The organism is Poseidonibacter antarcticus, assembly GCF_003667345.1.
In the GTDB taxonomy this organism is placed as follows: domain Bacteria; phylum Campylobacterota; class Campylobacteria; order Campylobacterales; family Arcobacteraceae; genus Poseidonibacter; species Poseidonibacter antarcticus.
On sequence record NZ_RCWF01000003.1, the window covers coordinates 84490 to 110166 of the forward strand.

28 protein-coding genes are annotated in these 25677 nt (G+C 27.1%); 17 read left to right on the forward strand and 11 right to left on the reverse strand.

What is annotated here, in order from left to right; translation table 11 throughout:
* Nucleotides 1–45: 45 nt before the first annotated feature.
* From D9T19_RS05355 to D9T19_RS05365, 3 genes are all read right to left on the reverse strand, one after another.
* The gene (locus D9T19_RS05355) at nucleotides 46–1668 is read right to left on the reverse strand and encodes a protein kinase domain-containing protein (protein WP_121627194.1); all 1623 of its coding nucleotides are present in this window, start codon (nucleotides 1666–1668) and stop codon (nucleotides 46–48) included.
* A gap of 77 nt (nucleotides 1669–1745) precedes the next feature.
* Nucleotides 1746–3026, reverse strand: a complete 1281-nt coding sequence (locus D9T19_RS05360) for an MFS transporter (RefSeq protein WP_121627195.1) — start codon at nucleotides 3024–3026, stop codon at nucleotides 1746–1748.
* A gap of 255 nt (nucleotides 3027–3281) precedes the next feature.
* Nucleotides 3282–5201 carry an ankyrin repeat domain-containing protein gene (locus tag D9T19_RS05365; RefSeq protein WP_121627196.1) on the reverse strand — a complete coding sequence of 640 codons (1920 nt, stop codon included), beginning with the start codon at nucleotides 5199–5201 and terminating at the stop codon, nucleotides 3282–3284.
* Nucleotides 5202–5386: 185 nt separating this feature from the next.
* Here D9T19_RS05365 and amt point away from each other — a divergent pair, with 185 nt between their 5' ends.
* From amt to pyrC, 5 genes are all read left to right on the forward strand, one after another.
* A complete protein-coding gene (gene amt / locus D9T19_RS05370) occupies nucleotides 5387–6601 on the forward strand; it encodes an ammonium transporter (protein WP_121627197.1) in 1215 nt (404 codons plus the stop codon).
* Between the two features lie 16 nt (nucleotides 6602–6617).
* A complete protein-coding gene (locus D9T19_RS05375) occupies nucleotides 6618–6956 on the forward strand; it encodes a P-II family nitrogen regulator (protein ID WP_121627198.1) in 339 nt (112 codons plus the stop codon).
* Nucleotides 6957–7080: 124 nt separating this feature from the next.
* Nucleotides 7081–8268, forward strand: a complete 1188-nt coding sequence (locus tag D9T19_RS05380; protein ID WP_121627199.1) for an ammonium transporter — start codon at nucleotides 7081–7083, stop codon at nucleotides 8266–8268.
* Nucleotides 8269–8324: 56 nt separating this feature from the next.
* On the forward strand, nucleotides 8325–8663 hold the full coding sequence (locus D9T19_RS05385) for a P-II family nitrogen regulator (protein WP_121627200.1): 339 nt from the start codon (nucleotides 8325–8327) through the stop codon (nucleotides 8661–8663).
* Nucleotides 8663–9691: a dihydroorotase gene (pyrC, locus tag D9T19_RS05390; protein WP_121627201.1), complete on the forward strand. Its 1029-nt coding sequence runs from the start codon at nucleotides 8663–8665 to the stop codon at nucleotides 9689–9691. Before D9T19_RS05385 ends, pyrC begins: the two co-directional genes overlap by 1 nt.
* Here the strand turns inward: pyrC and fliM are convergent.
* Nucleotides 9688–10797, reverse strand: a complete 1110-nt coding sequence (fliM, locus tag D9T19_RS05395; protein WP_121627202.1) for a flagellar motor switch protein FliM — start codon at nucleotides 10795–10797, stop codon at nucleotides 9688–9690. The two genes, pyrC and fliM, sit on opposite strands and share 4 nt — an antisense overlap.
* A 1-nt stretch (nucleotide 10798) precedes the next feature.
* The gene (locus tag D9T19_RS05400; protein ID WP_121627203.1) at nucleotides 10799–11848 is read right to left on the reverse strand and encodes a flagellar basal body P-ring protein FlgI; all 1050 of its coding nucleotides are present in this window, start codon (nucleotides 11846–11848) and stop codon (nucleotides 10799–10801) included.
* Nucleotides 11849–11943: 95 nt separating this feature from the next.
* On the opposite strand from D9T19_RS05400, the gene D9T19_RS05405 reads away from it, so the two are divergent.
* The 11 genes from D9T19_RS05405 (at nucleotide 11944) to D9T19_RS05455 (ending at nucleotide 19644) form a co-directional block, all read left to right on the forward strand.
* Nucleotides 11944–12840 (forward strand): hypothetical protein, encoded by an 897-nt coding sequence (locus tag D9T19_RS05405; RefSeq protein WP_121627204.1) that lies wholly within the window; start codon nucleotides 11944–11946, stop codon nucleotides 12838–12840.
* Nucleotides 12841–12842: 2 nt separating this feature from the next.
* Entirely contained in the window at nucleotides 12843–13103 is a 261-nt protein-coding gene (locus tag D9T19_RS05410; protein ID WP_121627205.1) for a flagellar biosynthetic protein FliQ, read from the forward strand.
* 2 nt (nucleotides 13104–13105) lie between these two features.
* A complete protein-coding gene (locus D9T19_RS05415) occupies nucleotides 13106–13510 on the forward strand; it encodes a hypothetical protein (RefSeq protein WP_121627206.1) in 405 nt (134 codons plus the stop codon).
* Nucleotides 13511–13521: 11 nt separating this feature from the next.
* A complete protein-coding gene (locus D9T19_RS05420; protein ID WP_205588689.1) occupies nucleotides 13522–14010 on the forward strand; it encodes a MotE family protein in 489 nt (162 codons plus the stop codon).
* A gap of 2 nt (nucleotides 14011–14012) precedes the next feature.
* The gene (locus D9T19_RS05425; protein ID WP_121627207.1) at nucleotides 14013–14549 is read left to right on the forward strand and encodes a flagellar basal body-associated FliL family protein; all 537 of its coding nucleotides are present in this window, start codon (nucleotides 14013–14015) and stop codon (nucleotides 14547–14549) included.
* Nucleotides 14550–14553: 4 nt separating this feature from the next.
* Entirely contained in the window at nucleotides 14554–14982 is a 429-nt protein-coding gene (locus D9T19_RS05430) for a hypothetical protein (RefSeq protein ID WP_121627208.1), read from the forward strand.
* Nucleotides 14972–15679 (forward strand): flagellar basal body L-ring protein FlgH, encoded by a 708-nt coding sequence (locus D9T19_RS05435; RefSeq protein ID WP_121627209.1) that lies wholly within the window; start codon nucleotides 14972–14974, stop codon nucleotides 15677–15679. Before D9T19_RS05430 ends, D9T19_RS05435 begins: the two co-directional genes overlap by 11 nt.
* Before the next feature lie 56 nt (nucleotides 15680–15735).
* Nucleotides 15736–17601, forward strand: coding sequence for a flagellar hook-associated protein FlgK (locus D9T19_RS05440; RefSeq protein WP_121627210.1), 1866 nt, complete (start codon nucleotides 15736–15738; stop codon nucleotides 17599–17601).
* A 16-nt stretch (nucleotides 17602–17617) separates the two neighbouring features.
* The gene (gene fliD / locus D9T19_RS05445; RefSeq protein WP_121627211.1) at nucleotides 17618–18946 is read left to right on the forward strand and encodes a flagellar filament capping protein FliD; all 1329 of its coding nucleotides are present in this window, start codon (nucleotides 17618–17620) and stop codon (nucleotides 18944–18946) included.
* Nucleotides 18947–19042: 96 nt separating this feature from the next.
* Complete coding sequence (gene fliS, locus D9T19_RS05450; protein WP_121627212.1) at nucleotides 19043–19399, forward strand: flagellar export chaperone FliS; 357 nt, start codon at nucleotides 19043–19045, stop codon at nucleotides 19397–19399.
* Nucleotides 19375–19644: a hypothetical protein gene (locus tag D9T19_RS05455; RefSeq protein ID WP_121627213.1), complete on the forward strand. Its 270-nt coding sequence runs from the start codon at nucleotides 19375–19377 to the stop codon at nucleotides 19642–19644. Before fliS ends, D9T19_RS05455 begins: the two co-directional genes overlap by 25 nt.
* On the opposite strand, the gene tilS is transcribed toward D9T19_RS05455, so the two are convergent.
* From tilS to D9T19_RS05475, 4 genes are all read right to left on the reverse strand, one after another.
* Complete coding sequence (gene tilS, locus D9T19_RS05460) at nucleotides 19633–20613, reverse strand: tRNA lysidine(34) synthetase TilS (RefSeq protein ID WP_121627214.1); 981 nt, start codon at nucleotides 20611–20613, stop codon at nucleotides 19633–19635. The two genes, D9T19_RS05455 and tilS, sit on opposite strands and share 12 nt — an antisense overlap.
* A gap of 8 nt (nucleotides 20614–20621) precedes the next feature.
* Nucleotides 20622–21971: a 30S ribosomal protein S12 methylthiotransferase RimO gene (rimO, locus tag D9T19_RS05465; RefSeq protein ID WP_121627215.1), complete on the reverse strand. Its 1350-nt coding sequence runs from the start codon at nucleotides 21969–21971 to the stop codon at nucleotides 20622–20624.
* Nucleotides 21972–22064: 93 nt separating this feature from the next.
* Nucleotides 22065–22883 carry a pantoate--beta-alanine ligase gene (gene panC / locus D9T19_RS05470; protein ID WP_121627216.1) on the reverse strand — a complete coding sequence of 273 codons (819 nt, stop codon included), beginning with the start codon at nucleotides 22881–22883 and terminating at the stop codon, nucleotides 22065–22067.
* 31 nt (nucleotides 22884–22914) lie between these two features.
* Nucleotides 22915–23874, reverse strand: a complete 960-nt coding sequence (locus D9T19_RS05475) for an ABC transporter permease (protein WP_121627217.1) — start codon at nucleotides 23872–23874, stop codon at nucleotides 22915–22917.
* Nucleotides 23875–23903: 29 nt separating this feature from the next.
* Between D9T19_RS05475 and acpS the strand changes: the two genes are divergently transcribed.
* Nucleotides 23904–24254: a holo-ACP synthase gene (acpS, locus tag D9T19_RS05480; protein ID WP_121627218.1), complete on the forward strand. Its 351-nt coding sequence runs from the start codon at nucleotides 23904–23906 to the stop codon at nucleotides 24252–24254.
* Here the strand turns inward: acpS and D9T19_RS05485 are convergent.
* Together D9T19_RS05485 and D9T19_RS05490 are read right to left on the reverse strand one after the other, a co-directional pair.
* The gene (locus tag D9T19_RS05485; protein WP_121627219.1) at nucleotides 24251–24985 is read right to left on the reverse strand and encodes an IclR family transcriptional regulator; all 735 of its coding nucleotides are present in this window, start codon (nucleotides 24983–24985) and stop codon (nucleotides 24251–24253) included. The two genes, acpS and D9T19_RS05485, sit on opposite strands and share 4 nt — an antisense overlap.
* 69 nt (nucleotides 24986–25054) lie before the next feature.
* Entirely contained in the window at nucleotides 25055–25618 is a 564-nt protein-coding gene (locus D9T19_RS05490; protein ID WP_121627220.1) for a DJ-1/PfpI family protein, read from the reverse strand.
* Nucleotides 25619–25677 lie beyond the last annotated feature (59 nt).

Here is a 25677-nt window from a genome sequence, read left to right on the forward strand (position 1 = left end):
TATGTAAAATTAAGTAATATCTATCTAATTACTAGACACCTTCAACTAATTATTTAAAAATAAAATAAAATTTATTAATAGAGAAATTCCAAATGCAACTTTATAAACAATCAATGGATTTCTTTTTAATAATGGAGTATTTTTATTAAAAAAAGCTGATACTTTTTGAGGATTATCAAATTCAAATTTCATTAGTGAATAATTTGAATACCTTAAATCTTGATCTACACAAGTGGATCTTAATATAATACTTTCTAACCAAAGAGGAATATTTTTATTATATTTTTGAGGAAGTTTCACATCTTTAAAACTAAGGTTCTGAAAAGGTTCTATTTCTCCATATGGGAATTTTTGTGTTAATGATTCATATAATGTAACACCAATTGAATAAAGTTCAGTTTTTTCATTTATTGCACTTTCTTGAAATCTTTCTGGTGCAAGATAAGAAGGAGTTCCAGCTTTATTAGTAAGTGAAAAAATTTCAGTAATTGAACCAAAATCTATAACTTTAAAAATTCGTTTTCCATCTCTTTGCATTACAATAATATTTTCAGGTTTAATATCACCATGAACAAGGTTAAATTTTAAAAGATATTGACTCATTGAAAGTAGAGTTTTAGCTAGGTTAATTGATTCTTCAATTGATAAGGTTCTTTTCTTTAGATATTGTTTTAGTGTGATACCTTCAAGTTTTGTCATTATATAATATCGTGCAGTTCTTTGTTTGGGTACTACTGATTTAGGGAAAAATCCAGCTTTTAGCCTTTTTGCATTCCAAACTTCTTTTATATATAAATCTAGGATTTCTTCATTTTCTAATGCTTCATATGGTGCAAATTTTATTACATATTCTTTAGAATTCTTTTCACATATCCAAGTTCGGTCATTTTGTATTAATGATAATGTTAATTTATAACCGTCAATTACATCACCTTTTTGTAATTTTTCTGGGATATTAAGAGGTAAATCTTTAAACTTTTGAATTTCATCTATTTCATTTATTTCTAAAATTACTGCAGTTGTATCATCTGGCAAATTTTCTTCAACAAGCGAGCTAGCTTTTTTTACAATATTATATGCACCATTAACTAGATATTTTGACAACATGTTCTCACTCATTAAAGAATATAATCCATCACTACACATTAGGATTTTATCATTTTTATGAATATTATTTTCAAAGTAAAATACTTCAACATCATCAGAAATTCCAATAGCTTCACTTAGAACACTGGGCATTCCTTCTTCATTATGATCATGTGAAAGTTGTGTTAATTGATTATCTCTAAATAAATATATTCTAGTATCACCAACATTTGCAGCGTATAATCTATTTCCTTTTATTACACAAATTGTTACAGTAGTTACTATTTCAGCTCTTTCATAATCTTGAATTGATTGGGCATATAAAATAGAGTTAATTGATTTTATAAAAGTTTTAATTGCTTTTTCCATACTCCAAGCTTTTGGAATATTTTTAAAGTTTGTAATTAGATGATTTGTAACTTTTTTTGCAGCTAATGCTCCTTCATCAGCAGAACCAACTCCATCACAAACTACTGCTATTGTTAAATCATTAAATTGTTTAATTTCATAGTAGTCCTCACCTGTTAGCTCTTGTCTTTTTGCTAGTGAAAACCCTGATGTTGTTATAGTTGCTTTACTCAATTGATAACCTTTATATATTTATATTAAGATTCTAAAAAAGAGTCTTAATATAAATATAAAAAGAGCCTAAGCTCTTTTTATATTCTACCACCTGCTTGTACTCCCCAAGTAGTTCTCCATCTAGTTTTAACAAATGAAATACCAGAAATTGCAACAATTACAACAATTGCGAAGATTAAGAATCCAGCTGTATATCCATCAAATGCACCTTTTGACCAACCAAGAGTTTTGATTAATGCAGTACCACCAAGTCCACCAGCACATCCTACAATACCAGTCATAATACCAATATCTTTACCAAATCTTTGAGGAACAAGTTGGAACACCGCACCATTTGCCATACCAAGATTTGCCATGATTAAGAATAAAACGAAAATAGCAAGAGCAAAAGGTAATTGTATTGTTGCATTTATAATTGCTAATAAAGCAACCGTTCCATAAAAGAAATAAAGTGATTTAACACCACCAATTTTATCAGCTACTGCTCCACCAACTGGTCTTAAAACTGCACCTGCAAAAATACATAAAGCACCAAAGTATCCAGCAATTACTTTAACATTTGATTCATCTAATACATCAAGACCAAATGCTGACATATCTACTTGATATGTATTCATTAAATAAACTTTCATATATCCAGCAAATCCTACAAATCCACCAAATGAAACAGCATAGAATAAACAGAACCACCATGTATCTTTATCTTTTAAAAGTTTAACATAATCTTTTAATTTCTTTGGATTCTTTTTATATACTTCTTCTGGAGCATCTTTTGCTAAGAATAAATAAGCGATAAATACAATAATTGCCATTACTGCACCAACACCAAATACTGAAGCCCATCCCCAAATTTCTGCAATTTTTGGAGCAAATAAGAAGTCAATAACAACACCAATATTACCAGCACCCGCAATACCTAAAACAACACCTTGAAGTTTTGGTGGATACCATTGACCAGCTTGTGGAAGTGCAACTGCGAATGATGCTCCTGCAAAACCAAGACCAAGTGCTACAACTAATAATGCGTTATATGTAATACTTTCACCTTGAAAGAATGCAGTTAATAAAGCTGCGATAACAATTGCTTGTGAAATAAGTGCAGTAGTTTTTGCACCGATTTTATCAACACCAAATCCAAGTAATATTCTTAATATTGCTCCTGAAAGAATTGGAAGAGAAAGTAAAGTAGCTTTTTCACCTGCTGTCATAATATGTCCAGTTAAAGCTAATGCTTCAGCTATTTCTGTACTAAGAGGACCTAGCATTGTCCAAACCATAAAACTCATATCGAAATAAAGAAAAGCCATAAACAACGTTGGAGCGTGACCTTTTCCTTTTAAATCTTTAAATCCTGCCATTTTTATTCCTTTAATGTAAGTATAAGATTATTGTATTTGTTTTTTGAAATTATCCACTATTTTGAATGTATATTAAATAATCAATTAGAAAAGTCATCGATCAATAATCATAAATTTAATGTAATATTAAGAATAAAATATTAATTTATAAGATAAATATAAAGTATTTAAAATATTTTTGATAATTATTATGAGAAATTAAGTTTGAAATATATATTGTAAGTTTCTTCAAAGAAGGAGGATTAATTATTTATCTTACTTCTTCATATTAAAATCTTCAATCATTTCATTTGCTAATAATCTTAGACTTCTTCTATCAAGCTCATTATCAATATCATCTTCTATATTGATAATATTTTTATGAAATTTCTCAAAAAATTTCAATATTTTAGGATCTTTACTGTAAGAATTTTTTATTAATGCTCCAGCATCAAGCATTTGAATAACTAACTGTTTCTTATCCATAAATGCAGCATAGTTAATTGGTGTTAATCCAAATTTATCTGGAATATTTTTGATATCTTGATTATAGGAATTTATCAATTTAAAATATCTCGTAGTATCTTTCCAAATACAATTATGAATAACAGTTCTTCCTTTATTATCAAGAGTATATAAATTGGCTTTTGCTTCAATAAATAGTCTAACAGTGTATTCACATTCTTGAACAACTGCTTTATGTAAAGGAGTTAACCCTTCATGATTTCTAGCATTAACATCAACACCTAAATTAAGTAGATTCTGCATTAATTCTAAATACTGTTTTCTATCTTTTTTACTTTTATAAATAGCATTATAATCCATCAATTCAAAAATAATATTGTGTTCTTTATTATCTCTTAGATTAATATTTATATGAGAATCTCTAAATATTTTAAATAAGTTCATATTAAAATATAAAATAGAATCAAAAAATAAAGGTTTTCCTTTTGAATTTAATTGATTAAAGTTAATATTGGAATCTTTGATAAGTATATTAAGTACTGTTAAATAATTACCATTGATATTTAAATTTTTTTCGAGTTTGGGGTCTATTGGTTTCTGATTTTGAAGAAATAAAATTACATCACTAAGTATTTCAATACAATTTTTACCATTTTTATTTTTTATATTAGGATTAGCATTATGTTTTAAAAACTTTTTTATAATTTCGATATTTTGTGCGCCCATCAGAATAAGAATAGATAAAACAGTTTCTCCATAAATATTCTGATGATTTATTGATATATATTCATTATCTAAGAATAAGTCAATTAGTTTTTCATCAGCACTTCGTGTGGCAATATAAAATGCACTTTCATTTTTTTCATCAAGTGCTTGAATATCAACACCTTTTGCAATTAATTCTTTTATCATTAATAAATGGTTTTCTTTTTGATTGTGTTCATTAGTATTTAAATAATGATTAATTGATTCAATTAAAATTGTTGTATTATCAGAAGCTCTAATATTTATATTATATCTTAGTTTAATTGCAGTTTCTAAAATAGCAATATTTTTATAACCATTTGAAATTGTATAAAATAAGAAATTTTTCCCATTTTTATCTCTTATTGTAGGGTCTGCACCTAATCTCATTAATTTTATAGCTAAATTATTATCTTTTAAGACTATATGTTGTTGTAAAATTGTATCACCTTCGTGATTTGTATGATTTATATTTACTTCTTTTAATGATGCAATTAATGTAATAATTTCTTTATTTCCATTTGAAACAGCATCAAATATTAGATTATTTCCATATTTGTCTTCATTTGACAAATTACTTGAATATGGAATTAAATATTTAACTAGCTTATTGTTACAAGATATAACAGCTTCTTGGATAATTGATCTATGGTGAATATTTAAATGATTTACATTTGCTTTAGCATCTATTAATAGTTTTATTAAATTTAAATTATTTGAATATAATGAATGAAATAAAGCAGTTTCATTTTCTAAATTTGTTATTTCAGTATTTACATTTTTACTTAATAGCCATTTTACAGAGAGAATACGGTTAGTTTTTGCACATAAATGTAGAAATGTTTCTTTATCACTATTTTGAGAATTTAGATCAATATTACTATTTTTATAAATAGAATCAATTTTTTTTTGGTCAAATATAGGGTTTAATAACTCTTTTAGTAAATCATTAACACTAAATTTTTTTTTAATAAAACTTTTAAACATATCCCAACTTTTTATCTTTTATTTTACTTATTTTATAATTTCTTAGCTAAAAGCTATATAACAGAATTTATATAGCTGTATTTAAAAAGAATACAGTTTTTTGTATATAAAATATACAGAAGGTATATTTACTTATCATTCAATATCGTTTATAATACTCTTATAAAAATTGACAAAGGGGTCTTATGGAAAATTTTGCTGATGTAAAATATATTTTAGATGGGTTTCTGTTCGTATTTGCAGGAATCTTAGTTATGTGGATGGCTGCAGGTTTTGCGATGCTAGAAGCTGGGTTAACAAGAACAAAGAATAATGCGACTGTATTAACAAAGAATATGGCGTTATTTGCTATTTCTTGTATTATGTATTATTTCGTAGGTTACAACTTAATGTATGGAGAAGGTTCTTCATTTATGGGTAGTATTTCAACAATTGATATGGTAAGTGCACCAGATGCTGCATATCCTGCTGCTGCTGATTTCTTCTTCCAAGTAATGTTTGTTGCAACTGCTGCTTCTGTTATTTCAGGAACTATTGCTGAAAGAATGAAATTATGGCCATTCTTATTATTTGTTGTTGTTTTATCAGGTGTTATTTATCCAATTCAAGGTCACTGGGTATGGGGTGGAACTGAACTTGGTGGTGTTATTGCTGGTTTCTCTGATTTTGCTGGGTCAACACTTGTTCACTCTGTTGGTGGATGGGCTGCATTAGCAGGTGTTCTTATATTAGGCGCAAGAAAAGGTAAATATGGTAAAAATGGACAAGTTAGACCAATCCCTGGTTCAAATCTTACTTTAGCTACATTAGGTACATTTATTTTATGGCTTGGTTGGTTCGGATTTAATGGTGGTTCACAATTAGCTCTTGGTTCGAAAAGTGATATTGATGGTATAGCAATGGTTGTTGCTAATACTAATATGGCTGCTTGTGCTGGAGCTATTATGGCTGCTTTATTAACTCAACTATTATATAAAAAAGTTGATTTAACAATGGTTTTAAATGGTGCATTAGCTGGTTTAGTTTCTTGTACTGCAGGTCCTGATTTAGGAATGATTGTTGCATTTATTGAAGGTATTGTTGGTGGTGCATTAGTTGTATTTGCTGTTCCATTATGGGATAAATTAAGAATTGATGATCCTGTTGGGGCTTTATCTGTTCATTTAGTTGCAGGTATTTGGGGAACTATCGCTGTTGGTATATTTAATCCTGAAGTTACTCTTTTAGCTCAACTTAAAGGTATTGTTGTTATTGGTGCATTTGTATTTATATCTTCATTCATAGTATGGAAAATATTAGATATGGTAGTTGGATTAAGAGTTGATGAAGAAACTGAGATCAATGGTCTTGATATTCATGAAACTGGTTTAGAAGCATATCCAGAATTTAAAAGATCATAGGTAAAGGAATTAAAATATGAAAAAAATAGAAGTTATTATTAAACCTTTTAAATTAGAAGATGTAAAAGACGCACTTGTTGAAGTTGGAATTACTGGTATGAGTGTATATGATGTAAAAGGTTATGGTAGACAACAAGGTCACTCTGAATTATATAGAGGGGCTGAATATGTGGTAGATTTTTTACCAAAGATTAAAATTGATTTAGTAGTTCAAGAAGATATGGTTGAGACTGCAATAAGTGCAATTGTTAATTCTGCAAAAACAGGGAAAATTGGAGATGGTAAAATATTTGTATCATCTTTAGATGAAGTAGTTAGAATTAGAACTGAAGAAAGAGGTTCTGAAGCTATATAATTTATACTTATAATTTGAGAAAATATACTTTTTTCTCAAATTGTATATATATTATACAATTTAACTTAATTAAATATTTTATATATCTATATAATATAAATAAAACAATTTAAAGGGTTTATTTATGGATATAGAATCTATCTCTTACATAATTGATACGTTATATGCAATTTTTGCAATGACATTGATTATATTTATGGTTCCAGGCTTTGCAATGTTAGAAGCAGGGATTGTTAGAACTAAAAATGTTACAGCTGTATTAACAATAAATACTTTAATATATGCAATCGCTTCACTTACTTTTTTATTAGTTGGATACTCTATTGCTTTTGGAGATTTTGGAAGTGATTCCATGAGTAAATGGGCTGCATTTATGTTTCAAATGGCATTTGTTGGTAAAGCAATAAATATTATGTCAGGGGGAGTTAGTGAAAGGGCAAAAATAGTACCTTTAGCTATATTTACAGTTATTATGGCAGCTTTTTTATATCCTATAATAGTAAATATCACATGGGGATTAAACTTTTTAGAAGGGACTTTTCTTTCTTTATCAATGTATGATTTAGCTGGATCTACTGTAATTCATTCAACGGGTGGATGGGCACTATTAGCTGCTATTTTAATAATTGGTGCTAGAAAAGGAAGATATGTAAAAACAGGTGGAATAAGAGTAATTCCTGCATCAAATATTCCCTTAGTAACTTTAGGTGCTTTTTTATTATGGATTGGTTGGTTTGGGTTTAATGGTGGTTCAGTAGGTTCAATTGCATCTAAAGAGAATGCAGATGCGGTTGCACTTACAATTATGAATACAAATACAGCAGGTCTTGCTGGTGCGATTATGGTTGCATGTTTTATGTATTTTAGATATAAAAAACTTGATATTACCATGATTTTAAATGGTGCATTAGGTGGATTGGTATCTATTACTGCAGGACCTGATTTGTATGATATATATACTCCTATTTTGATTGGAGCTATTGGTGGAATTATTGTTGTATTTGGAGTAACTTTCTTTGACAAATTAAGAATTGATGATCCAGTAGGGGCTTTATCTGTACATTTATTAAATGGTATTTGGGGAACAATAGCTGTTGGTATATTTGCTTCAAATGGAGCTGATATAACTCTTTTAGGACAACTAAAAGGTATATTACTTGTAGCTGTATTTGCTTTTGTGTCTTCATATATTGTATTATTTATAATCAATAAGATTATGCCATTAAGAGCTGGTGAAGAAGAAGAAGTACAAGGTCTTGATGTTGATGAGTGTGGTTTAGAAGCTTACCCAGAATTTAAAAGAGCCTTCTAATAATATAAATTTAAATAAATTTTGATAAAATAAAGATAACAAAAAAAGGATTAACTTTGAAAAAAATTGAAGCAGTAATAAAACCATTTAAATTAGAGGATGTTAAAGATGCTTTAACAGAAGCTGGAATTACAGGTATGACAGTATCTGATGTAAAAGGTTACGGTAGACAACAAGGTCACTCTGAATTATATAGAGGGGCTGAGTATGTTGTTGATTTCCTTCCAAAAATTAAGTTAGAATTAATTGTTTCAGATGAAAATGTTGATAGTACAATTAAACTAATTACTGAATCTGCAAAAACAGGGAAAATTGGTGATGGGAAAATATTTGTATCATCTATTGAAAAAATTGTTAGAATTAGAACAGGTGAGGAAGATGAGGAGGCTATTTAATGAGTAGTTTAACTACTTTTGAAATTCACGAGCCTTTAGATATGCACCTTCACTTACGTGATGGTGATATGTTAAAACTTGTGGCGCCACTTACTTCAGAAACTTTTTCTGGTGCTTTAATAATGCCAAACTTAGTACCTCCTATTACTACTAAAGAAGCATTATTATCGTACAAACAAAGAATTAAAGATGCATGTAAAGATGATATTTTTGATGCTTATGTAACTTTATTTTTTCAGTCTGATTATTCTTATGAGTTTTTAGAAGATATTAAAGATGATATTATCGCTATTAAACTTTATCCAGCAGGAATTACAACCAATTCCGAAACAGGTGCCTCTTCAATGGATGTTGAAGTTTTAAGACCAACATTATCATCAATGAGTAAACTTGGAATTCCATTATGTATTCATGGTGAAACAAATGGTTTTGTAATGGATAGAGAAAAAGAGTTTATGCCAATTTATGAATCAATTGCAAAAGCTTTTCCTGAATTAAAAATTATTATGGAACATATCACAACAAAAGATGCTATTGATTTACTTGATAAATATGATAACTTACACGCAAGTGTAACATTACAGCATTTACTTATAACTTTAGATGATGTTGCAGGTGGAATGTTACAACCTCATTTATTTTGTAAACCAATTGCTAAAAGACCTGAAGATAGATCAGCATTATTAAATGCAGCTCTTAAAGCTCATCCAAAACTAATGTTTGGAAGTGATTCTGCTCCTCATCCAAAACATAAAAAAGAGTGTTGTGGTTGTGCTGCTGGTGTATTTACTTCACCAATTGCTCTTCAAGTATTAGTAGAGTTATTTGAAAAACATAATTGCTTAGATAATCTAAATGATTTTGTGTCATTAACAGCACAAAAAGTTTATGAATTAACTCCAAAAAAGAAAACAATTAAATTTATAAAAAAGGATTTTTTAGTTCCTGCTATTTATGAATATAAAAATGAAAATGTAGTACCTATGTATGCTAATGAAACTTTAGCTTGGAGTATTGAGAAAAGTTAATTCTTTTTATTTACTATTCTATCCTTGAGAAGTCTTTTAATATTAGCAGACTTCTCTTTAGCTTTTACTAATCTTTCTTCTCTCATTACTCTTAATATTTCTAATGTTTCTAGTTTTTCTTTATCTAAATTCGATTGTATTTGAACAGCTTTTCTATTATTCGAAATTCCAGATAATGATAAAAACTTTTCTTTTTTATTTATATATATTTTATTTGAAGAAGATGTTGCATTTTTATTAAATACAATAACATCATCAACTTTTAAATTTAAAATATCTTCAGTACTTAATTCTGTTTCTGCCATCATAGCTTCAATTTTCATTTTTGCACCTGATATTAATGTTGTTATATCTTTCTTTCTACTTGATTTCCTATGTTTACCTTCAGAAAATACTTTTTCTACAATTTTATTTAATAGAGGTTCAATATATGATATTGGATAGCAAATTGATAAAAAACCAGATTCTTCATCTATAGTAATTTCAAGAACTACAAGTAATACTATTTCATGATCTGAAATAATTTGAATAGCATTTGCATTTGTATCTCTTGATTCTGTTTTAAAGTTTAAAGTACTAATATCATCCCATATCTTATATAAATTTTTTATAAACATATTATAAAAATGATCAAAAACTTCTACTTCTATTTCTGTTAATTCTCTATCAATATTATCATTAGTATTAACAGCACCAGAACCTAAGAGTTCTGCGATAATTTTATGTGAAATACCAGGATTACACTCTACTACAATTCTTCCTTCCATAGGTTTAATAGAGAGAGTATTTAAGGAAGTGATTTGTGGAATAGAAAGTATAAACTCTCCATAAGTCATTTGTTCAATTGAGTATAGTTTTACATCTACAATTTTTCTAAGCATTGCTGAAAGGTCTGTAATAAAATCTCTAAGCATCTTATCATGTATTGTAGAAAAAGCTTTAAATTGTTCGCTTGAAATACGATTAGGTTTTTTAAAGTCATAGATTGAGTAATTCTTTTCTTTTGATATTACTTTTTCAATTGGTAAATCATCATCAATATCTTCACCTTGTTCTGCAATATCTAAGAGGGCATCTATTTCATCTTGACTTAAAAATTCAGCCATATTATCCTCTTATCTCAAATTCAACATCTATTGCGCCCATTTCTTTTATCATTTTTAGCGTATCTATTATTTCACTCATTGGTAATTTCATTACTTTCATTGCTCTTACTAAATCAGAAATAGTAGGAGTTCTTTTTGTATTAATCATTGCATTATTTATATTAATAGCTGGCTTGTTAGCGATTTTGACATCATCACCTATATCAACACCTTTATTAAGTTTCCTATCAACCCATTCAGCATCATTTAAAGCAGATTTTTTAATTCTAATTGTAAATGAATCTCTTGCAATTGTAACTGGAGATATTGGTATATCAGCACCTGCAATAACTGATTGTCTATTCATATCAATAATTATTTTCTTTTTAAAATTTGAACTTAAAGGAATAGTTTGAACCATCGAAATGAATTTTATTATTGATATTTCATCAGGTTTATTTACTTTTATTGTTCTTGTATCAACTGCATAAGCTAGTTTTCTTCCAAATTTTTTATTAATTTTTGTTTCAATTAAATCTGCATTTTTTGCTGAACTTTTGTATAAACTCAGCGCAATAGAATCTTCATTTTGAAGACTAAAATCAATTTCATTTTCTACTGTTGCGCCATCATAAATAAAACCTGTAGTTTTATTATTTTCATTGGCAACTATTGTTCCTTGTGAAAGTGCATAAACTTTACCATCAACACCTTTTAATTGAGTAATTAATAGCTCCCCATGATCAATTGATTTGGAGTCACCAATTGTTGAAACTTTTACTTTTATTTTATCACCTTGTCTTGAAAATGGAGGTAGCTTCCCTGTTACCATAACTGCTGCAATATTTTTTGAATTAATTGATCCTGCTGGAATCTTTATATAAGAATTTCTAAGTAAATTCTGCAGTGATTGCATTGTAAATTTTGATTTGTCACCAGTCCCAGCAAGTCCTACAACAAGCCCATAACCGATAAGTTGATTATCTCTTATTCCAATAATATTTGAAATATCCTTTATAGTTTGAGAGTATAAAGATGAGAAAAAAATCAATACTAATAAAAAATACTTCACAATATGTTACCTTACACTTAATTTAAATTATTTTATCGTAAATTTAATAAAAAAAGGTATAATCATTGTAATAAAATTTATTATAGGGTGCTGATTTGAATATTTATATTTATGGTAATAATAGTTTTAAAAAAGAAATACATAAAACTTTAGAACATGCAAATATAAAATTTAAATTAGATAGTAATAGTATTATTGAAGACATTGAAGATTTGGAAGTTTTAAAGTCTAAAATTAAAGCAAATCCTAATGATATTTATTTAATCGATGATGAAAAAATCATTAAAAAAAATGCATTATCTCAAAAAATTAAATTTTTAACACCAAAAGATGGTATTGAAGAAGTTTTTTTATTAGATAATGGAATTGCGGATTTATCAGTAGATTCTTTAAAAGAAATACCTAAATATATTCTAAGAAAATATGAAGAACAAAAAGAATTAGAACCCAATATTCAAAATTCAATAATTGATATGGTAGATGAAGCATATGAAGACAACAATGATTTAGATATTAAATTGGATGATGAATTATCGCAACTTCTTTCAAGCTCAGAAAAAAAAGAAGAGAAAAATGTTAATTTAGATGAAATAGAAAATTTAATAAAAGATGAAGATAGTTTAAATACTAATTTTGATGAGAATGTAGGTTTAAATAATATTTCTTCTGATTATGATGATGAAAAATCATTTGATGAAAATACAATTAAAGAAAAAAAAGATACATCGGTCTTAAAGAATGAAGACATAGATGATACAACGGAAAAAGAGTTTACAAAAGGAAATACTATGCCTAATGATTTTACAGAACTTGACTCATTAAATGAAAAAGACATTTTACAAGCACTAGAGGGTGTTGATAATTCAGATATTACAGAAAAAGGTAGTGAACAAATTGAATTAAAAAGTTCAAACGTCCAAGATATTGCTGAATTAATATCAAAATTATTGAATAATAAAACTTTAGAAATAACTGTTAAAATAAAAGATTAAGTATGGATTTAATTGCCATTTCTGAAAGTACTGTAAAAATTATTCTATTATTAGGATTACCCTCTTTACTTGTAAGTATGGTAATTGGACTAATAATCTCAATTTTTCAAGCAGTTACACAAGTAAGTGATGCCTCATTGAGTTTTGTGCCTAAAGTTATATTTGTATCAGGATTTATTTTGATATCATTACCTTGGATTGGAGAGAATATTGAAACTTATACAAAAGATTTATGGGATTTAATATTGATTTTTGGTAATTAGTTATGATTGAACAATTATATAATTTAAAAAAAACACAAACAGATCAAAAACTTGTACAAAAAGGTCTTTTATTATCTAAAATTGAAAGATTAGAAGCAGAGATTTTAATTACAAAAACACAAATTGATACTACAAGTGTTCAGAGGTATGGTGCAATTTCAGATTTTGCGATTCTTGAAATGCATAAAAATACAATGAGACTTCATATTCAACAAAGTGAATCAAAGAGAAATATTTTAAATGAAGAATTAGAATCCCTTATTAAAGATATAATACAGTTACAAAAAGAGACTGAACAGTTTGGATATATTTTAGAAGAACAAAAACAAGAAGCAATTAGAAAAATGTTACTTGCAGAAGAGGAAGAAGCTAATGAATATATTCAAAGTAAATATATTTCTGGATAAAGGTTTACAATTTGATTAGACAAATACTTGTGTTTATGGTACTTCCTATTTATTTATTTTCTGCTAATGAAACTAGTAGTGCATTAGTAAAAGAAAGAATAGAGATAAAAGAATTAAAGAAAAATCTGAATTCTTTTTATAATCAAAAAGAAAAAGAGTATCAGAATAGAAAAAAAGAATTACAACTTATTATTAATCAAATAAAAAAAGAAAAAAAAGAAATACAATCTTTACATGATAAAAATTTATCTATTTTACAAGATATGAAAGAAACAGTTAATAGTAAAACAGCCAAAATATATAATTCTATGAAGCCAAAAATCGCAGCTTCAATTTTTAATAAAATGATTAATGATGGAAAAATTGAAGATGTTTTTGATATAATTTTAAAATTAAAAGAAAAAAATGTAACATTATTAATGAAATATTTAAGTGTACCAAATGCTGCAAAGTTAACATTAATGCTTCAAAATTTTAAAGTAGAGAATAAAAAAGGATAATAATGGCTGAAGAAGAAAATAACAATGGGAAAAAGAACTCAGGTGGTAACGGTATGATTATAGTATTAATTGCATTAGTAGTAATCTTATTATTAGCTGTTGCAGGTGGAGCTTATTTCTTATATTCTCAAGGTTTGTTCTCTCCTAAAAATGGTCAAACTCAAGAACAAATGATTAAAAAAGAGCAAGCTGGTAACTCAAAAGAGATGTTTAAAGCAAATATTGATGATTTAGTATTAAATATTACTAATTCTAGAGGTAAAGAGAAACTAATGAAGTTGTCTTTTGCTGTAAAAAGTGTTGAACCTACAATAGCTTCAATAGTTGAAGAAAATAGAGCTGAGATTATAGATGTAGTTATTGCGCAAATAAGTGCTAGGAGTTCAGAAGAACTATTAACAGTTGGTGGTAAAGCTTTATTAAAAGAGGAACTTTTAGAAGATATAAATGCAGTTATTAATGAAATGACAGCAAATAATGAAGATGTAAAAGCAAATAATATTAAAAAAATATTATTTACAACTTTTGTGATAAAATAGAAATATGATAGTAGCCGTAAAAAGAAATAAAAAACAAAAATTCATTAAAATTATTTCCTTAGCTATATTGGTAGCTATGTTTGCTGCTTACTATGTGTATATGAGTAAAGAATTTGAACAAAAACAAAAAATAGAGCTTGAAACAAAAAAAGCAGAAAAAATAGAAATTGAAAAACAAAAAGAGTATAAAAGAAATTTAGAAATGGCAATACTTACTGAAATTGAAAAGGCAGTAGATTTAATAGGTCAAAAATATATACAGCATGTAAAGATTATTGAAAATAAAGTAGTAATTATATGTGAACCCAAAACTAATTTAGATGCTTTAAAAGTTAGGTATGGGTCTATGGCATTAATAAAAAATACTCTAAATGAAATAATTATTGCCATTGATGTTAAATATATAGTTGAAAGTAGATTAAATGCGAAATAGTATACTTATAATTGTTATCACAGTTTTTTTTACAGCTTGTGGTGTAACATCTAAGCAAGAAATAAGTTTTATTAAACCAAAAATTCAAATTCCTAAAGAATATCCTGCTCCTCGTAACAATAAAGGATCTTTATATTCAATGCAAGGTGCTTCTTTATTTGCTGATAAAAAAGATCTTCAAATTGGTGATATTATTAAAATTAACATTGTCGAATCATTATCTTCTGATTCAAATAACAAGAGAGAATTAACAAGTACTAGAGATAATAATTTAGGTGGTGGTTTATTAGCTGGAACTGGTACAAATACTTTAAATGGAACAGTTAATAGCTTAGCTAATAAAGTAAATGGGACATTAGGTGTTGGTTTTAGTACAAATAGTTCTACTTCAGATAAAGGTGAAGTAAAGACAGAACTTGATGAAACTTTTGAAACAACAATTTCTGCGATAATTGAAGAAACATATCAAAATGGTAATTATTTTATAAAAGGTTCAAAAGAGTTATTGATAGATGGGCAGAAACAAAAAATCATTGTAAGTGGTGTAATTAGACCCTACGATATTACTTCTGATAATTCAATTGAGTCTTCTCAAATGGCAAATTTAAAAGTTTTGTATGATAAAGAAGGCGAAGAAGCAGATATATTAGAAACACCATGGGGAACTAAATTAATTAGATCAATTTGGCCATTTTAAACTAAAATTAAGAATTGTAATGTAATAATCAGTAATCTTTACTTAAAGGAGTCTCGATGCTAAGTACTTTAAATGTTTCTCAGACAGGGTTAAATGCCGCACAAGTTGCTGTAGAAAATGTATCAAATAATATTGCTAATGAGAATACTCCTGGGTATAAAAAAAGAGTTGTTAATCTTAGTGAGATTTCACAAACAAGTAGTAGTCTAACAGGTCAAGGTGTTGATGCTAGTAGCTCGTATAGAATAACTTCACAATATATGTATGATAATATCATATCTGAAAACTCTAAAGTTAATGAGTATGAGAAATTATCTTCTACTCTTGGAAATGTTGAATTTGTATTTAATGAAACAGATCAAAGTGGTTTCTCAATTGATTTAAATAATTATTTACAATCAGTAGAGAATCTAAGATCAAATCCTACTTCAGAAATAGCGAAAACTACTTTAAAAAATGATGGTAATAACTTAGTTAAATCATTACAAAATATTTATTCAAGTATTGAGAAACAAGAAGCTTTAGAAAAAGAAGACTTATATTCAAATGTATCAAATATAAATGATATTCTTCAAGAAATTGGATATGTAAATGAGAAATTAGGAGAATATAATAGTTCTTCTAATGCACTTTTAGATAAAAGAGATCTCTTAGAAAAAGAATTATCTCAATATGTAGATATTGATGTTTCAACTATTAATGATAGTTATGAACTAAAGATTTCAGGAGAAACAGTAGTTAGGTCTAATATAAATGTTAATGAAGTTAGTATTGAAGAAGAACAATTACCTCAAATTGATAAGTATGTGCAAGATGATGCTTCTAATATAAATATTGGTACTTTTGACAATGATGATATTATTTCATATAAAATTAATAATGAATTTGAAGTTAGCGTACAAAATGGTGAAGTTATGGATTTTGATGTTGATGGTGATGGTACTCTTGAAATAGGTGTTACTGTTGATTCTTCAAATTATATAAGAGCTTTAAGTCATAAAATTAATACTACTACAGAATTAGCTAACTTAGTTGAAGCTTATAATGGTAATTATCAAGTAGATGAAGAAGGAAATGAAAACTTACTTTATCCTGATCAAGATAACTTTTTATTAGTCAAATCAAAAGTTTCAGGAACAGAAGGTAGCTTTGAAGGTAGAATTACTTTACTTGAACAAGGTGATGACTCAGATTCTTTAACTATTACGAATAAGGTTAATTACTTTGCAAATGAAGATTATAGTGATGAAGCACAATCAAGAGTATATTTAGCTATTTATGAAAAAGAAATACCTGTTAATAGTGGAATACTAAAATCACAAATTGATAACTTAGATTCAACTTCATATAATAATAAGATTCAAAGTTATAAAGATAAATTAGATTCATTTGCACAAACTTTAAGTGATTTAACTGATAATTATTTGAAAAGTGGTGAAGAATATGTTTATGGAGATATTAGTGTTGATTCTGCTATTGATAGTGCATATTTGACAAGTGAATCTAACAATATTAATTTATTTTCAGGCTCAGATGTTATGTCTCTTAAATTTAATGAAAATTCGGTAAATGATTTAGATCAAAAAGATTTAGATTATCTTTCTACTTTACAATGGAAAAAAGATATTTCATTTACAGGAGAAGAACAAGATCCATCAAATAGTTCTGCTTCTTCACTATCAGAATTTTTTCAAGAATTAAGAATTAGTGTTGCTTCAGATAAAGAAAACAATGATTTTTTATTAGAAACACAAGAGAGTGTTGTTCAATCTTTAGAGAGTTCATATGACTTATTGACTAAAGTTGATTCAGATGAAGAAATGATAAATTTAATCAAATTCCAAGCAGCTTATACTGCTAATGCAAAGATTATAACTACAATAGATGAAATGCTGCAAGTATTACTTGGATTAAAAAGTTAAGTAGGAGGTAAAGATTATGGCTGATGGTATTTTAGGTTTAGGTTCAGGACAAGCTGCATCGTTAAATAATGAATTAATTGACAAGTTGAAAAGTGCAGAGCGTGAATCAACTGTTGCCCCAATTGAAACAGATATAGAAGATATAGCTACAGAAAATGAAGTATTTGCTACTATTGATGAGAAAATTGATGAATTATTAGAAACTGTTAAAGTTTTTGACCTGTTTGTAACTGGAGGAGCTACTGCATTTGATCAAAAATCAGCAACTACTTCTGGAGATTCTGTGGTATTTAATGCTGATGATGTATCAGCTTTAAATACAGGGATTACAACAGTTAATGTTACTGATTTAGCTCAAAAAGATGTATATCAATCAAATACAATTGATGAAACAATTAAAGATGTTGCTATTACTGGTCTTGGTAATTTAACTATTAATTCTACAACTTTTACAACTGAAGGTAAGACTTACGAAGAGTTAGCAGATGAAATTAATTTAACAGAAGGTATTAATGCTTCACTTGAACAAGTAGGAAACAATTCATACAGATTAGTTCTAAAAAGTGATGAAACTGGAGTTGATAATGCTCTAAATATATCAGGTGATGCTTCAACAGCTTTAGGATTAGATCTTGAAGAAAATAATATTCTAAAAGCACAAAATATGCAAGCAACAGTAGATGGTGTAGCGTATAGTATCTCTTCTAATAATTTAGAAGTAGATGGACTAACAATTTCTGCAACTAAAACTGGTGAATCTAGTATTAATATATCAAAAGATACTAGTACGATTGAAACAAGTATGAATGATTTTGTTACAAAATATAATGAACTTATTGGTTTAATTGAGGATGAACTATATTCAAGTGATTCAGTTATTGAAGATAAATCTGCATTAAGGGATATTATATCACAAGTAAAAGATAAGTTATTTGGTTCTTATGGAGATAATTCTGATAAATCTATATTTAATTATGGGTTTGAATTAGGTTCAACAGGTGTACTTTCTTTAGACTCCACAGTTTTTAATGCTGCTTTAGAAGAAGATCCAGAAGGAATGAAAAATATTTTTATTGGAACTGCTGAAAATAAAGGTATTGGTACTCAACTTAAAGAATTAATTGATAATATGGGTTATACTGAGGGAGTTATTGGTTTATATGAAAGTTCTCTTCAAACAAGAGAGGATAACTTAAATGATGAGTTAGAATTAGCTGAAGAAGCTTTAGAAGATAAATATAGCCAGTTAGCTACACAATTTGCTTCTTATTCGGCAATTATTACTCAATATGAAACATCATTTTCAGGTTTATCATTAATGATTGAACAATCAACTTCTGCATAAGAATAAAAAATTATTTTATTCTTATGCTAAATACATTTAAGTAAATATATACTATACTACAATATTAAAATACATTATTGAATGGAGATATATTATATGGGAATAGAAGCCTATAATCAACAAAATGCAGTATCTGATGATCCTTATGTTTTAGTTTTAAAACTTTATGAAGGAGTTATTAAATACTTGTCTTTTGTAAAAAGTTCAATAGAAGATGGGAATATTGAAGCAAAATTTATATATATAAATAAATCAATTGCTATATTTGATGAATTAAGAAATGTTCTTGATTTTGATGGTGGAGATGTAGCTTATTATCTTGATGGTTTATATCTTTATCAAATTGAGACGCTTTTTACAGCAGGTGTTAATGATAATATTAACTCTATAAATCAAGTAATGAAAGTTACACAAGGATTAATTGACGCATGGAAAGACGAAACAGGTCTATAAAAGCTTTAGAAAGGCTAATATATATTGATTCTTTAGATGCTAATAGTAAAGCAGATGCTCTAGTTAAATGGCATGATGATTATTTAGTAGAAGGTAGAATTGAAGATTTTGATTTAGAACTATCTGAATTAAAACAATTGGAAGAACTGCTTTTTAAAAATATTAATTTTCTTAAAAAACATAGAGAAGATACACGATTAGAAATTATTAAAATGAAAAAAATGAAAAAGTTTTTAAAACACTAAACTTTTTAAATTAATCTCTCTTTCTTTAATATAAGCTCTTATGTTTTTAGGAATTTTTGCAATTCTACATCTTTCTTTAAATTTTTTGTCCATAATTTCAGTAGATTTTGGACAAATCCAAATATAATCTTTTTCTATTGAAATTGCTATTTTATCTGAGATAATAATCGATTTTTGTTTTAAAATCTCTTCTCTTTGAGCAGTTGAAAGTAAGACACCTCTTTTTTTTAGTGATAAATCAATAACTCTAATATTTAGATTTGTATCATTTAAGTTTTTAAAAATTTCTAAATTTTCTATTTCTAATAAAGCTGAACTATCAAAATTTAATGAACTTATATCTTTTTGTAAATAATCAAATGAATTTACTATTCCATTTTTATATTCGTTTATAAATTTATCAGAAAAATTATGTCTAAAATAATTTCTTTTATATTTTTGTTCATAGTTACTTGAATCAATAAAATATTCAATATGATTTTTATCCAAAAAGTTTTTTAATTCTTCTTTAGAAATTTTTAGTAAGGGTTTATAAATTTTAAATGAATCTTTTTGTTCACATTCATTAAAGCCTATTAACTCTATTAATCCTGCTCCTTTACTAAGTTGCATAAGAAACCATTCTAACTTATCATTTAGTTGGTGAGCGGTAATTAATACATCATATGAATGTCTTTTTATTATTTCATTAAAAAATGAGTATCTAATATCTCTAGCTGTTTTTTCAAAATTTGATTTTGATAAAATATTAACTTCTTTATAGAAAATATTTTTCTTATATTTATGTGCTAAATCTTTTGCGTATTGGAGTTCTTTTTTTGATTGTTCTCTTGTATTGTAATTAACAATAATAATATCAAATTGGATATTTTGTTTTAAAAGTAAAAAAAATAGTGCAGAAGAATCAATACCTGCTGAAAAAGCAAGTAAGTTTTTTGATTCTTTTATTACACTAAAATCTAAGTTCATAATTTGGATTATTTAATAACAGTTGCTAATAGTTTATCACCTGAAAGTTCAGTAACTTTTACTGTATATATTTTCCCAAATGCTAGTTGTTCTGGATTGTTTTCATCATAAAGTTCATTGTCATTAATATAAATTTCACCATCAATATCAGGCGCCCATGTAGTTTTTCTAGCACTTAATAAAAACTCATGTTCATCACTCTCTCCATCAATATAAACTTCAAAAGTTTTACCAACTTCTTTTTCTAATGATTCTTGTGTAGTTTGAGCAATTATCTCACCAATTGCATCTGCTCTTTGGTCAATAATTTCTTGAGGAACTAAATCTTTTGATTTAGCAGCTGTTGTTCCTTCTTCTGTTGAATAAGAAAATACATTTGCACGATCGAATTTGTAGTTTTCAATATATTCACATAATGCGTCGTGATCTTCTTGTGTTTCACCAGGATGTCCAGCTATAAAAGTTGTTCTTACAAATGAATTTGGTTTTGATTTCATATAATCCATTAATTCATTTAATTTATCAACACCTTTTCCTCTTTTCATAATTTTAAGCATAGAAGGAGTTATATGTTGTAAAGGCATATCAAAATAGTTTTCAAAAGTCTTAGAATCAGCAATTGTATCAATTAAAGATAAAGTTGTAGTAGATGGGTAAAGATATAAAATTCTAGCAGTTTTAATACCTTCGATTTTACTAACTTCATTTACTAATTGTTCTAAACCATCTTTAATTCCTTGATCTCTTAAAAATGATGATGAATCTTGAGATACAAAAGAAAAATCAATATAACCTTTTGATACAAGTGATTTTACTTCTTTAACAAGTGATTCAAGCGTTCTAGAGTGCAGTTTACCTTTAAAACTAGGAATTGCACAGAATGAACAGGCTTGATTACATCCTTCACTTAATTTTACATAAGCGTGATATGAAGAACCTGTTATAACTCTTTCATTATCTTCAGATGCTAAAAATACTTGATTTGTAAAAGCACTTCTTTTTTCATTTACAAGTTCGTCGATTCTATCATAATCTCCAACACCTGTAAAAATATCAACTTCAGGAATTTCTTTTTGAAGTTCTTCTTGGTATCTTTGTGTTAAACAACCAGCAACAACTAATACCGATTCTTCTTTTCTTTGGGCATCTAAATCTAAAATAGTATTAATACTTTCTTCTTTAGCAGAGTCAATAAATCCACATGTATTTACTATTAAAACATCGGCAGTTGTAGCATCATCACTAATTTTATAATCTTTTAGTTTACCTAGCATAATCTCTGAGTCAACTAAATTTTTAGTACAACCTAAAGATACAAGATGCAAAGATTTAAGAGGGTTTTGTGTTGAAAATTTCATATTTTATTAAAACCTTAATTTTTTTGCAATTCTATCATAAAAGATAAAATATGTAAATTAAGTGATTTATTTAAAATGCTTTAAAACTTGTGTTTATAGCCAAATATTATCAAGTAGTCTTGTCTTTCCAAATCGTACAACAATTAAGATAATTGTATTTTTAACTTCAATAGTATCTATTTCATTAAATTCTCTATCAACAATTGCAATATATTCAATATCTAAGTCTTTCATAACTTCATTGATTCTATCTTTTATAATTTGAGAATTTCTTTCCCCTCTTGAAATAAGTGCTCCTGCCATAAATAAAGATTGAGATAAACATAAAGCATCTTTTCTTTGATTGCTATCTAAATAAATATTTCTTGAACTTAATGCTAGTCCATCTTCTTCTCTTACTATTTCACACGGTACAATATTTACGCAAAGAAATAAGTTTTTTACCATTTGCATTATAAGTGTTAATTGCTGAGCATCTTTTTTCCCAAAATATGCATTTGTTGGTTGTACAATACCAAATAGTTTTAAAACAACTTGTAAGACACCATCAAAATGCCCAGGTCTTGTTTTCCCTTCTAAAATATAACTTTTATTTGGTGCTTTAATTAAGACTTCTTCTTTTTCATACATAGTAGAAATCTCAGGCATAAATAAATAGTCAACCTTACATAATTCACAAATTCTTTTATCAGCTTCATCACGTCTTGGATAATTATCAAGATCTTCACCTGGAAGAAACTGTGTAGGATTTAAGAATATAGATACAATTACAATATCATTTTCTTCTCTTGCTTTTTTAATCAATGATATATGACCATTGTGTAAAGCACCCATTGTTGGTACAAAACCTACATTTGATGATATAGTTTTTCTTATGTTTTGAAGTTCTTCAACAGTTTTTAATATTTTCAATATATTTCCTTATTTAAAAAAAAGAATTATATCACTTTCCATCATAATTTGGATTTAAGTTAAGTAAAACCAAATCAGCAATCATATTTCCAATTAATGTTAAAAATGCTCCAATGATTAATATTCCCATAATTACAGGATAATCGTGACTTAATGCACTTTGGAAAAATAATAAGCCCATTCCATCGATAGAAAAAATTGTTTCTAATATCACAGATCCTCCAATAATACCAGGAAGAGAAAGCCCAAGTAAAGTAATAACAGGTGGGTATAAATTTGGTAAAATATAATATCTTAGAATTTGTTTATTACTTAATCCACGAGAACGTGCAAAAAATATATAATCAGATTTAAGTATTTCTATTGTAAGTGAACGAATATATAAAGTTAAACTACCAATTCCACCAAATACAATAATAGTAATAGGCAAAATCAAATGCCAAGCATAATCTAAATAATAGTTCAAACTACCATCATCAGGAATCGAATGAAGTCCAGCAATTGGTAAAACCTCATAAGTAATTGAAAATACTAAAACTCCTAAAAGTGCTAGATAAAATGAAGGCATAGAAAAACTAATAAGCGATAACTGACCAACAAACTTATCAAAAAAACTGTTTTTATTTAAAGCAGCTTTTATTCCTAAATATAATGATAATACAAAAATAAAAAGCATAGATATTATATTAATAATCAAAGTAATAGGCATTCTAGTTAATATCTCATCTTTTACCATGGAACCACTTGCAAAAGAAATGCCAAAATCAAATTGTAAAATAGCTATAAACCAAGAGTAAAATTGCATATATAAGGGCTTATCCAAACCATAAATAGCCTTTAACTGAGCAATAGATTCTTCAGTAATATTAGGATTTAAAGCACCACTTGCAAAAAAAGAATTAGGTGCAAGATTTATTGCTAAAAAAGATATCAAGCTAATAATAAAAAGCATGATAATTAAGTATAATAGTTTATTGAGAAATAGTTTCATAAAATGATTATACAAAAGATAGGTTTAAAATGATAGGAATAGATGTAGTTTCGATTAATAGAATAAAAAGAATGCACGAAAAATTTGGTATTAAAGCGTATGAAAAGTTTTTAAATTCAAATGAAATTGAATTAATAAAAAGAGTAGAAACAGCAGCTGGTTTCTGGGCTGCCAAAGAGGCTGCTAGTAAAGCAATAGGTACAGGTATTGGTGGAGTTTGTGGCTTTCATGATATCAAGATATCAAAAACTAATAAAGGTGCACCAAAAATAAAGTATAAAAAAAAGATAAGAAAAAAGTTTAATATTAAAGAATCACATTTATCTATAACACATGATTCGGGTTTTGCCATAGCTGTAGTTCAAAATATTTTTAATTAATATATTATTTTATAAGTTTCAACTAAATTAGATATCTTTTTTCCAATAGAGTCTAGTTTCTTTGAATCTAATCTTGTAGAAGAACCTGAAATCCCGACAGCTCCTATTAAGATATTATCTGTATTAAATAAAGGAACACCAACACAACACATTCCATCTTGATACTCTTTGTTATCAATAGAAAATCCTTTATCTCTTACTAAATTAAGTTGAGTGTCTAAGTTCTTAATATCTGTAATTGTATTATTTGTATATTGATTTAATTTTAATTGTTCTAAATTATAATTTCCAAAAGCTAAAATAGATTTTCCTAAGGCATTTGTATATAATTGTGTTTGAACTCCAATTTTACTTCTTGTAGTAAGTTTTCTATTTGTTGTATCTATTTGATTTAAATATAATAATTTATACTCATCAAATATTCCAAGATAAGCTGTTTCATCAGTCTTTTGACTTATTTCTTCTAATAATATTTTTGTTTTTTGAATTAATAGCTCTATTCTTGTTGCTTGATTTGTTTTAATTGCAATATCATTGGCTATTATCTCACGTGAGTTTTCTAAGTAACTTATAAAGCCTTCATCCTCTAATGTTCTAAGTAATCTTGACATTGTACTTTTATCAATTTGAAGTTTTTCACATAAAGTTCTTGCTTGTATTGGTTTACCATAATCTACAATATACTTGTAAATTTTCAAGCCTTTTGATAAAGATTTTATTTGAGTTGGCATATTAGATTCTTTTTGTTTAGTATAACAAAATATACGAAATAAGTATTATTTCGTATATTCTTAAAGTAGTTATTTTAGCATATCATGAAATTTAGCTAACCAAACTGGGTGAGCAGGCCAAGCAGCAGCAGTTACAAGATTTTTATCTACAATTGCATCTTCAAAGCCAATATCAGCCCATGTTCCACCATTTAAAGTAACATCAGGAGCACAAGCTGGATAACAAGAACAAGTTCTATCTTTAATAATACCAGCAGCTGCAAGTACTAAAATACCGTGACAAACAGAAGCAATTGGTTTATTCTTAGTATTAAATTCTTGAACAATTTCAATTACTCTTTTATCTAATCTAATATATTCAGAAGATCTTCCACCAGGAATTAATAAACCATCATAATTACTTTCAATTACATCATCAAAGTTTGCATTTAATGTGAAGTTATGGCCAGGTTTTTCAGTATATGTTTGATCACCTTCAAAGTCATGAATTGCAGTTTTAATTTGTTCATCTGCTTTTTTATTTGGACAAACAACATCAACTTCATAACCTAACATTTTTAAACATTGAAAAGGAACCATTAGTTCATAATCTTCAACAAAATCTCCAGCTAATATTAAAATCTTTTTTGACATAGTATTTCCTTAGTATTAGTTTTAAAAAGTTTAGTTAATTTTATATTAAGAAAATATTT

Coding starts and splice junctions, on each gene's coding strand:
- fliS (WP_121627212.1), top strand. CDS start 19,043: ATGGGAATAGAAGCCTATAATCAACAAAATGCAGTATCTGATGATCCT.
- pyrC (WP_121627201.1), top strand. CDS start 8,663: ATGAGTAGTTTAACTACTTTTGAAATTCACGAGCCTTTAGATATGCAC.
- D9T19_RS05435 (WP_121627209.1), top strand. CDS start 14,972: ATGCGAAATAGTATACTTATAATTGTTATCACAGTTTTTTTTACAGCT.
- amt (WP_121627197.1), top strand. CDS start 5,387: ATGGAAAATTTTGCTGATGTAAAATATATTTTAGATGGGTTTCTGTTC.
- D9T19_RS05415 (WP_121627206.1), top strand. CDS start 13,106: ATGATTGAACAATTATATAATTTAAAAAAAACACAAACAGATCAAAAA.
- D9T19_RS05440 (WP_121627210.1), top strand. CDS start 15,736: ATGCTAAGTACTTTAAATGTTTCTCAGACAGGGTTAAATGCCGCACAA.
- D9T19_RS05490 (WP_121627220.1), bottom strand. CDS start 25,618: ATGTCAAAAAAGATTTTAATATTAGCTGGAGATTTTGTTGAAGATTAT.
- D9T19_RS05360 (WP_121627195.1), bottom strand. CDS start 3,026: ATGGCAGGATTTAAAGATTTAAAAGGAAAAGGTCACGCTCCAACGTTG.
- fliD (WP_121627211.1), top strand. CDS start 17,618: ATGGCTGATGGTATTTTAGGTTTAGGTTCAGGACAAGCTGCATCGTTA.
- D9T19_RS05365 (WP_121627196.1), bottom strand. CDS start 5,201: ATGTTTAAAAGTTTTATTAAAAAAAAATTTAGTGTTAATGATTTACTA.
- D9T19_RS05410 (WP_121627205.1), top strand. CDS start 12,843: ATGGATTTAATTGCCATTTCTGAAAGTACTGTAAAAATTATTCTATTA.
- fliM (WP_121627202.1), bottom strand. CDS start 10,797: ATGGCTGAATTTTTAAGTCAAGATGAAATAGATGCCCTCTTAGATATT.
- D9T19_RS05430 (WP_121627208.1), top strand. CDS start 14,554: ATGATAGTAGCCGTAAAAAGAAATAAAAAACAAAAATTCATTAAAATT.
- D9T19_RS05485 (WP_121627219.1), bottom strand. CDS start 24,985: ATGCCAACTCAAATAAAATCTTTATCAAAAGGCTTGAAAATTTACAAG.
- acpS (WP_121627218.1), top strand. CDS start 23,904: ATGATAGGAATAGATGTAGTTTCGATTAATAGAATAAAAAGAATGCAC.
- tilS (WP_121627214.1), bottom strand. CDS start 20,613: ATGAACTTAGATTTTAGTGTAATAAAAGAATCAAAAAACTTACTTGCT.
- D9T19_RS05380 (WP_121627199.1), top strand. CDS start 7,081: ATGGATATAGAATCTATCTCTTACATAATTGATACGTTATATGCAATT.
- D9T19_RS05455 (WP_121627213.1), top strand. CDS start 19,375: ATGGAAAGACGAAACAGGTCTATAAAAGCTTTAGAAAGGCTAATATAT.
- D9T19_RS05425 (WP_121627207.1), top strand. CDS start 14,013: ATGGCTGAAGAAGAAAATAACAATGGGAAAAAGAACTCAGGTGGTAAC.
- D9T19_RS05375 (WP_121627198.1), top strand. CDS start 6,618: ATGAAAAAAATAGAAGTTATTATTAAACCTTTTAAATTAGAAGATGTA.
- rimO (WP_121627215.1), bottom strand. CDS start 21,971: ATGAAATTTTCAACACAAAACCCTCTTAAATCTTTGCATCTTGTATCT.
- D9T19_RS05475 (WP_121627217.1), bottom strand. CDS start 23,874: ATGAAACTATTTCTCAATAAACTATTATACTTAATTATCATGCTTTTT.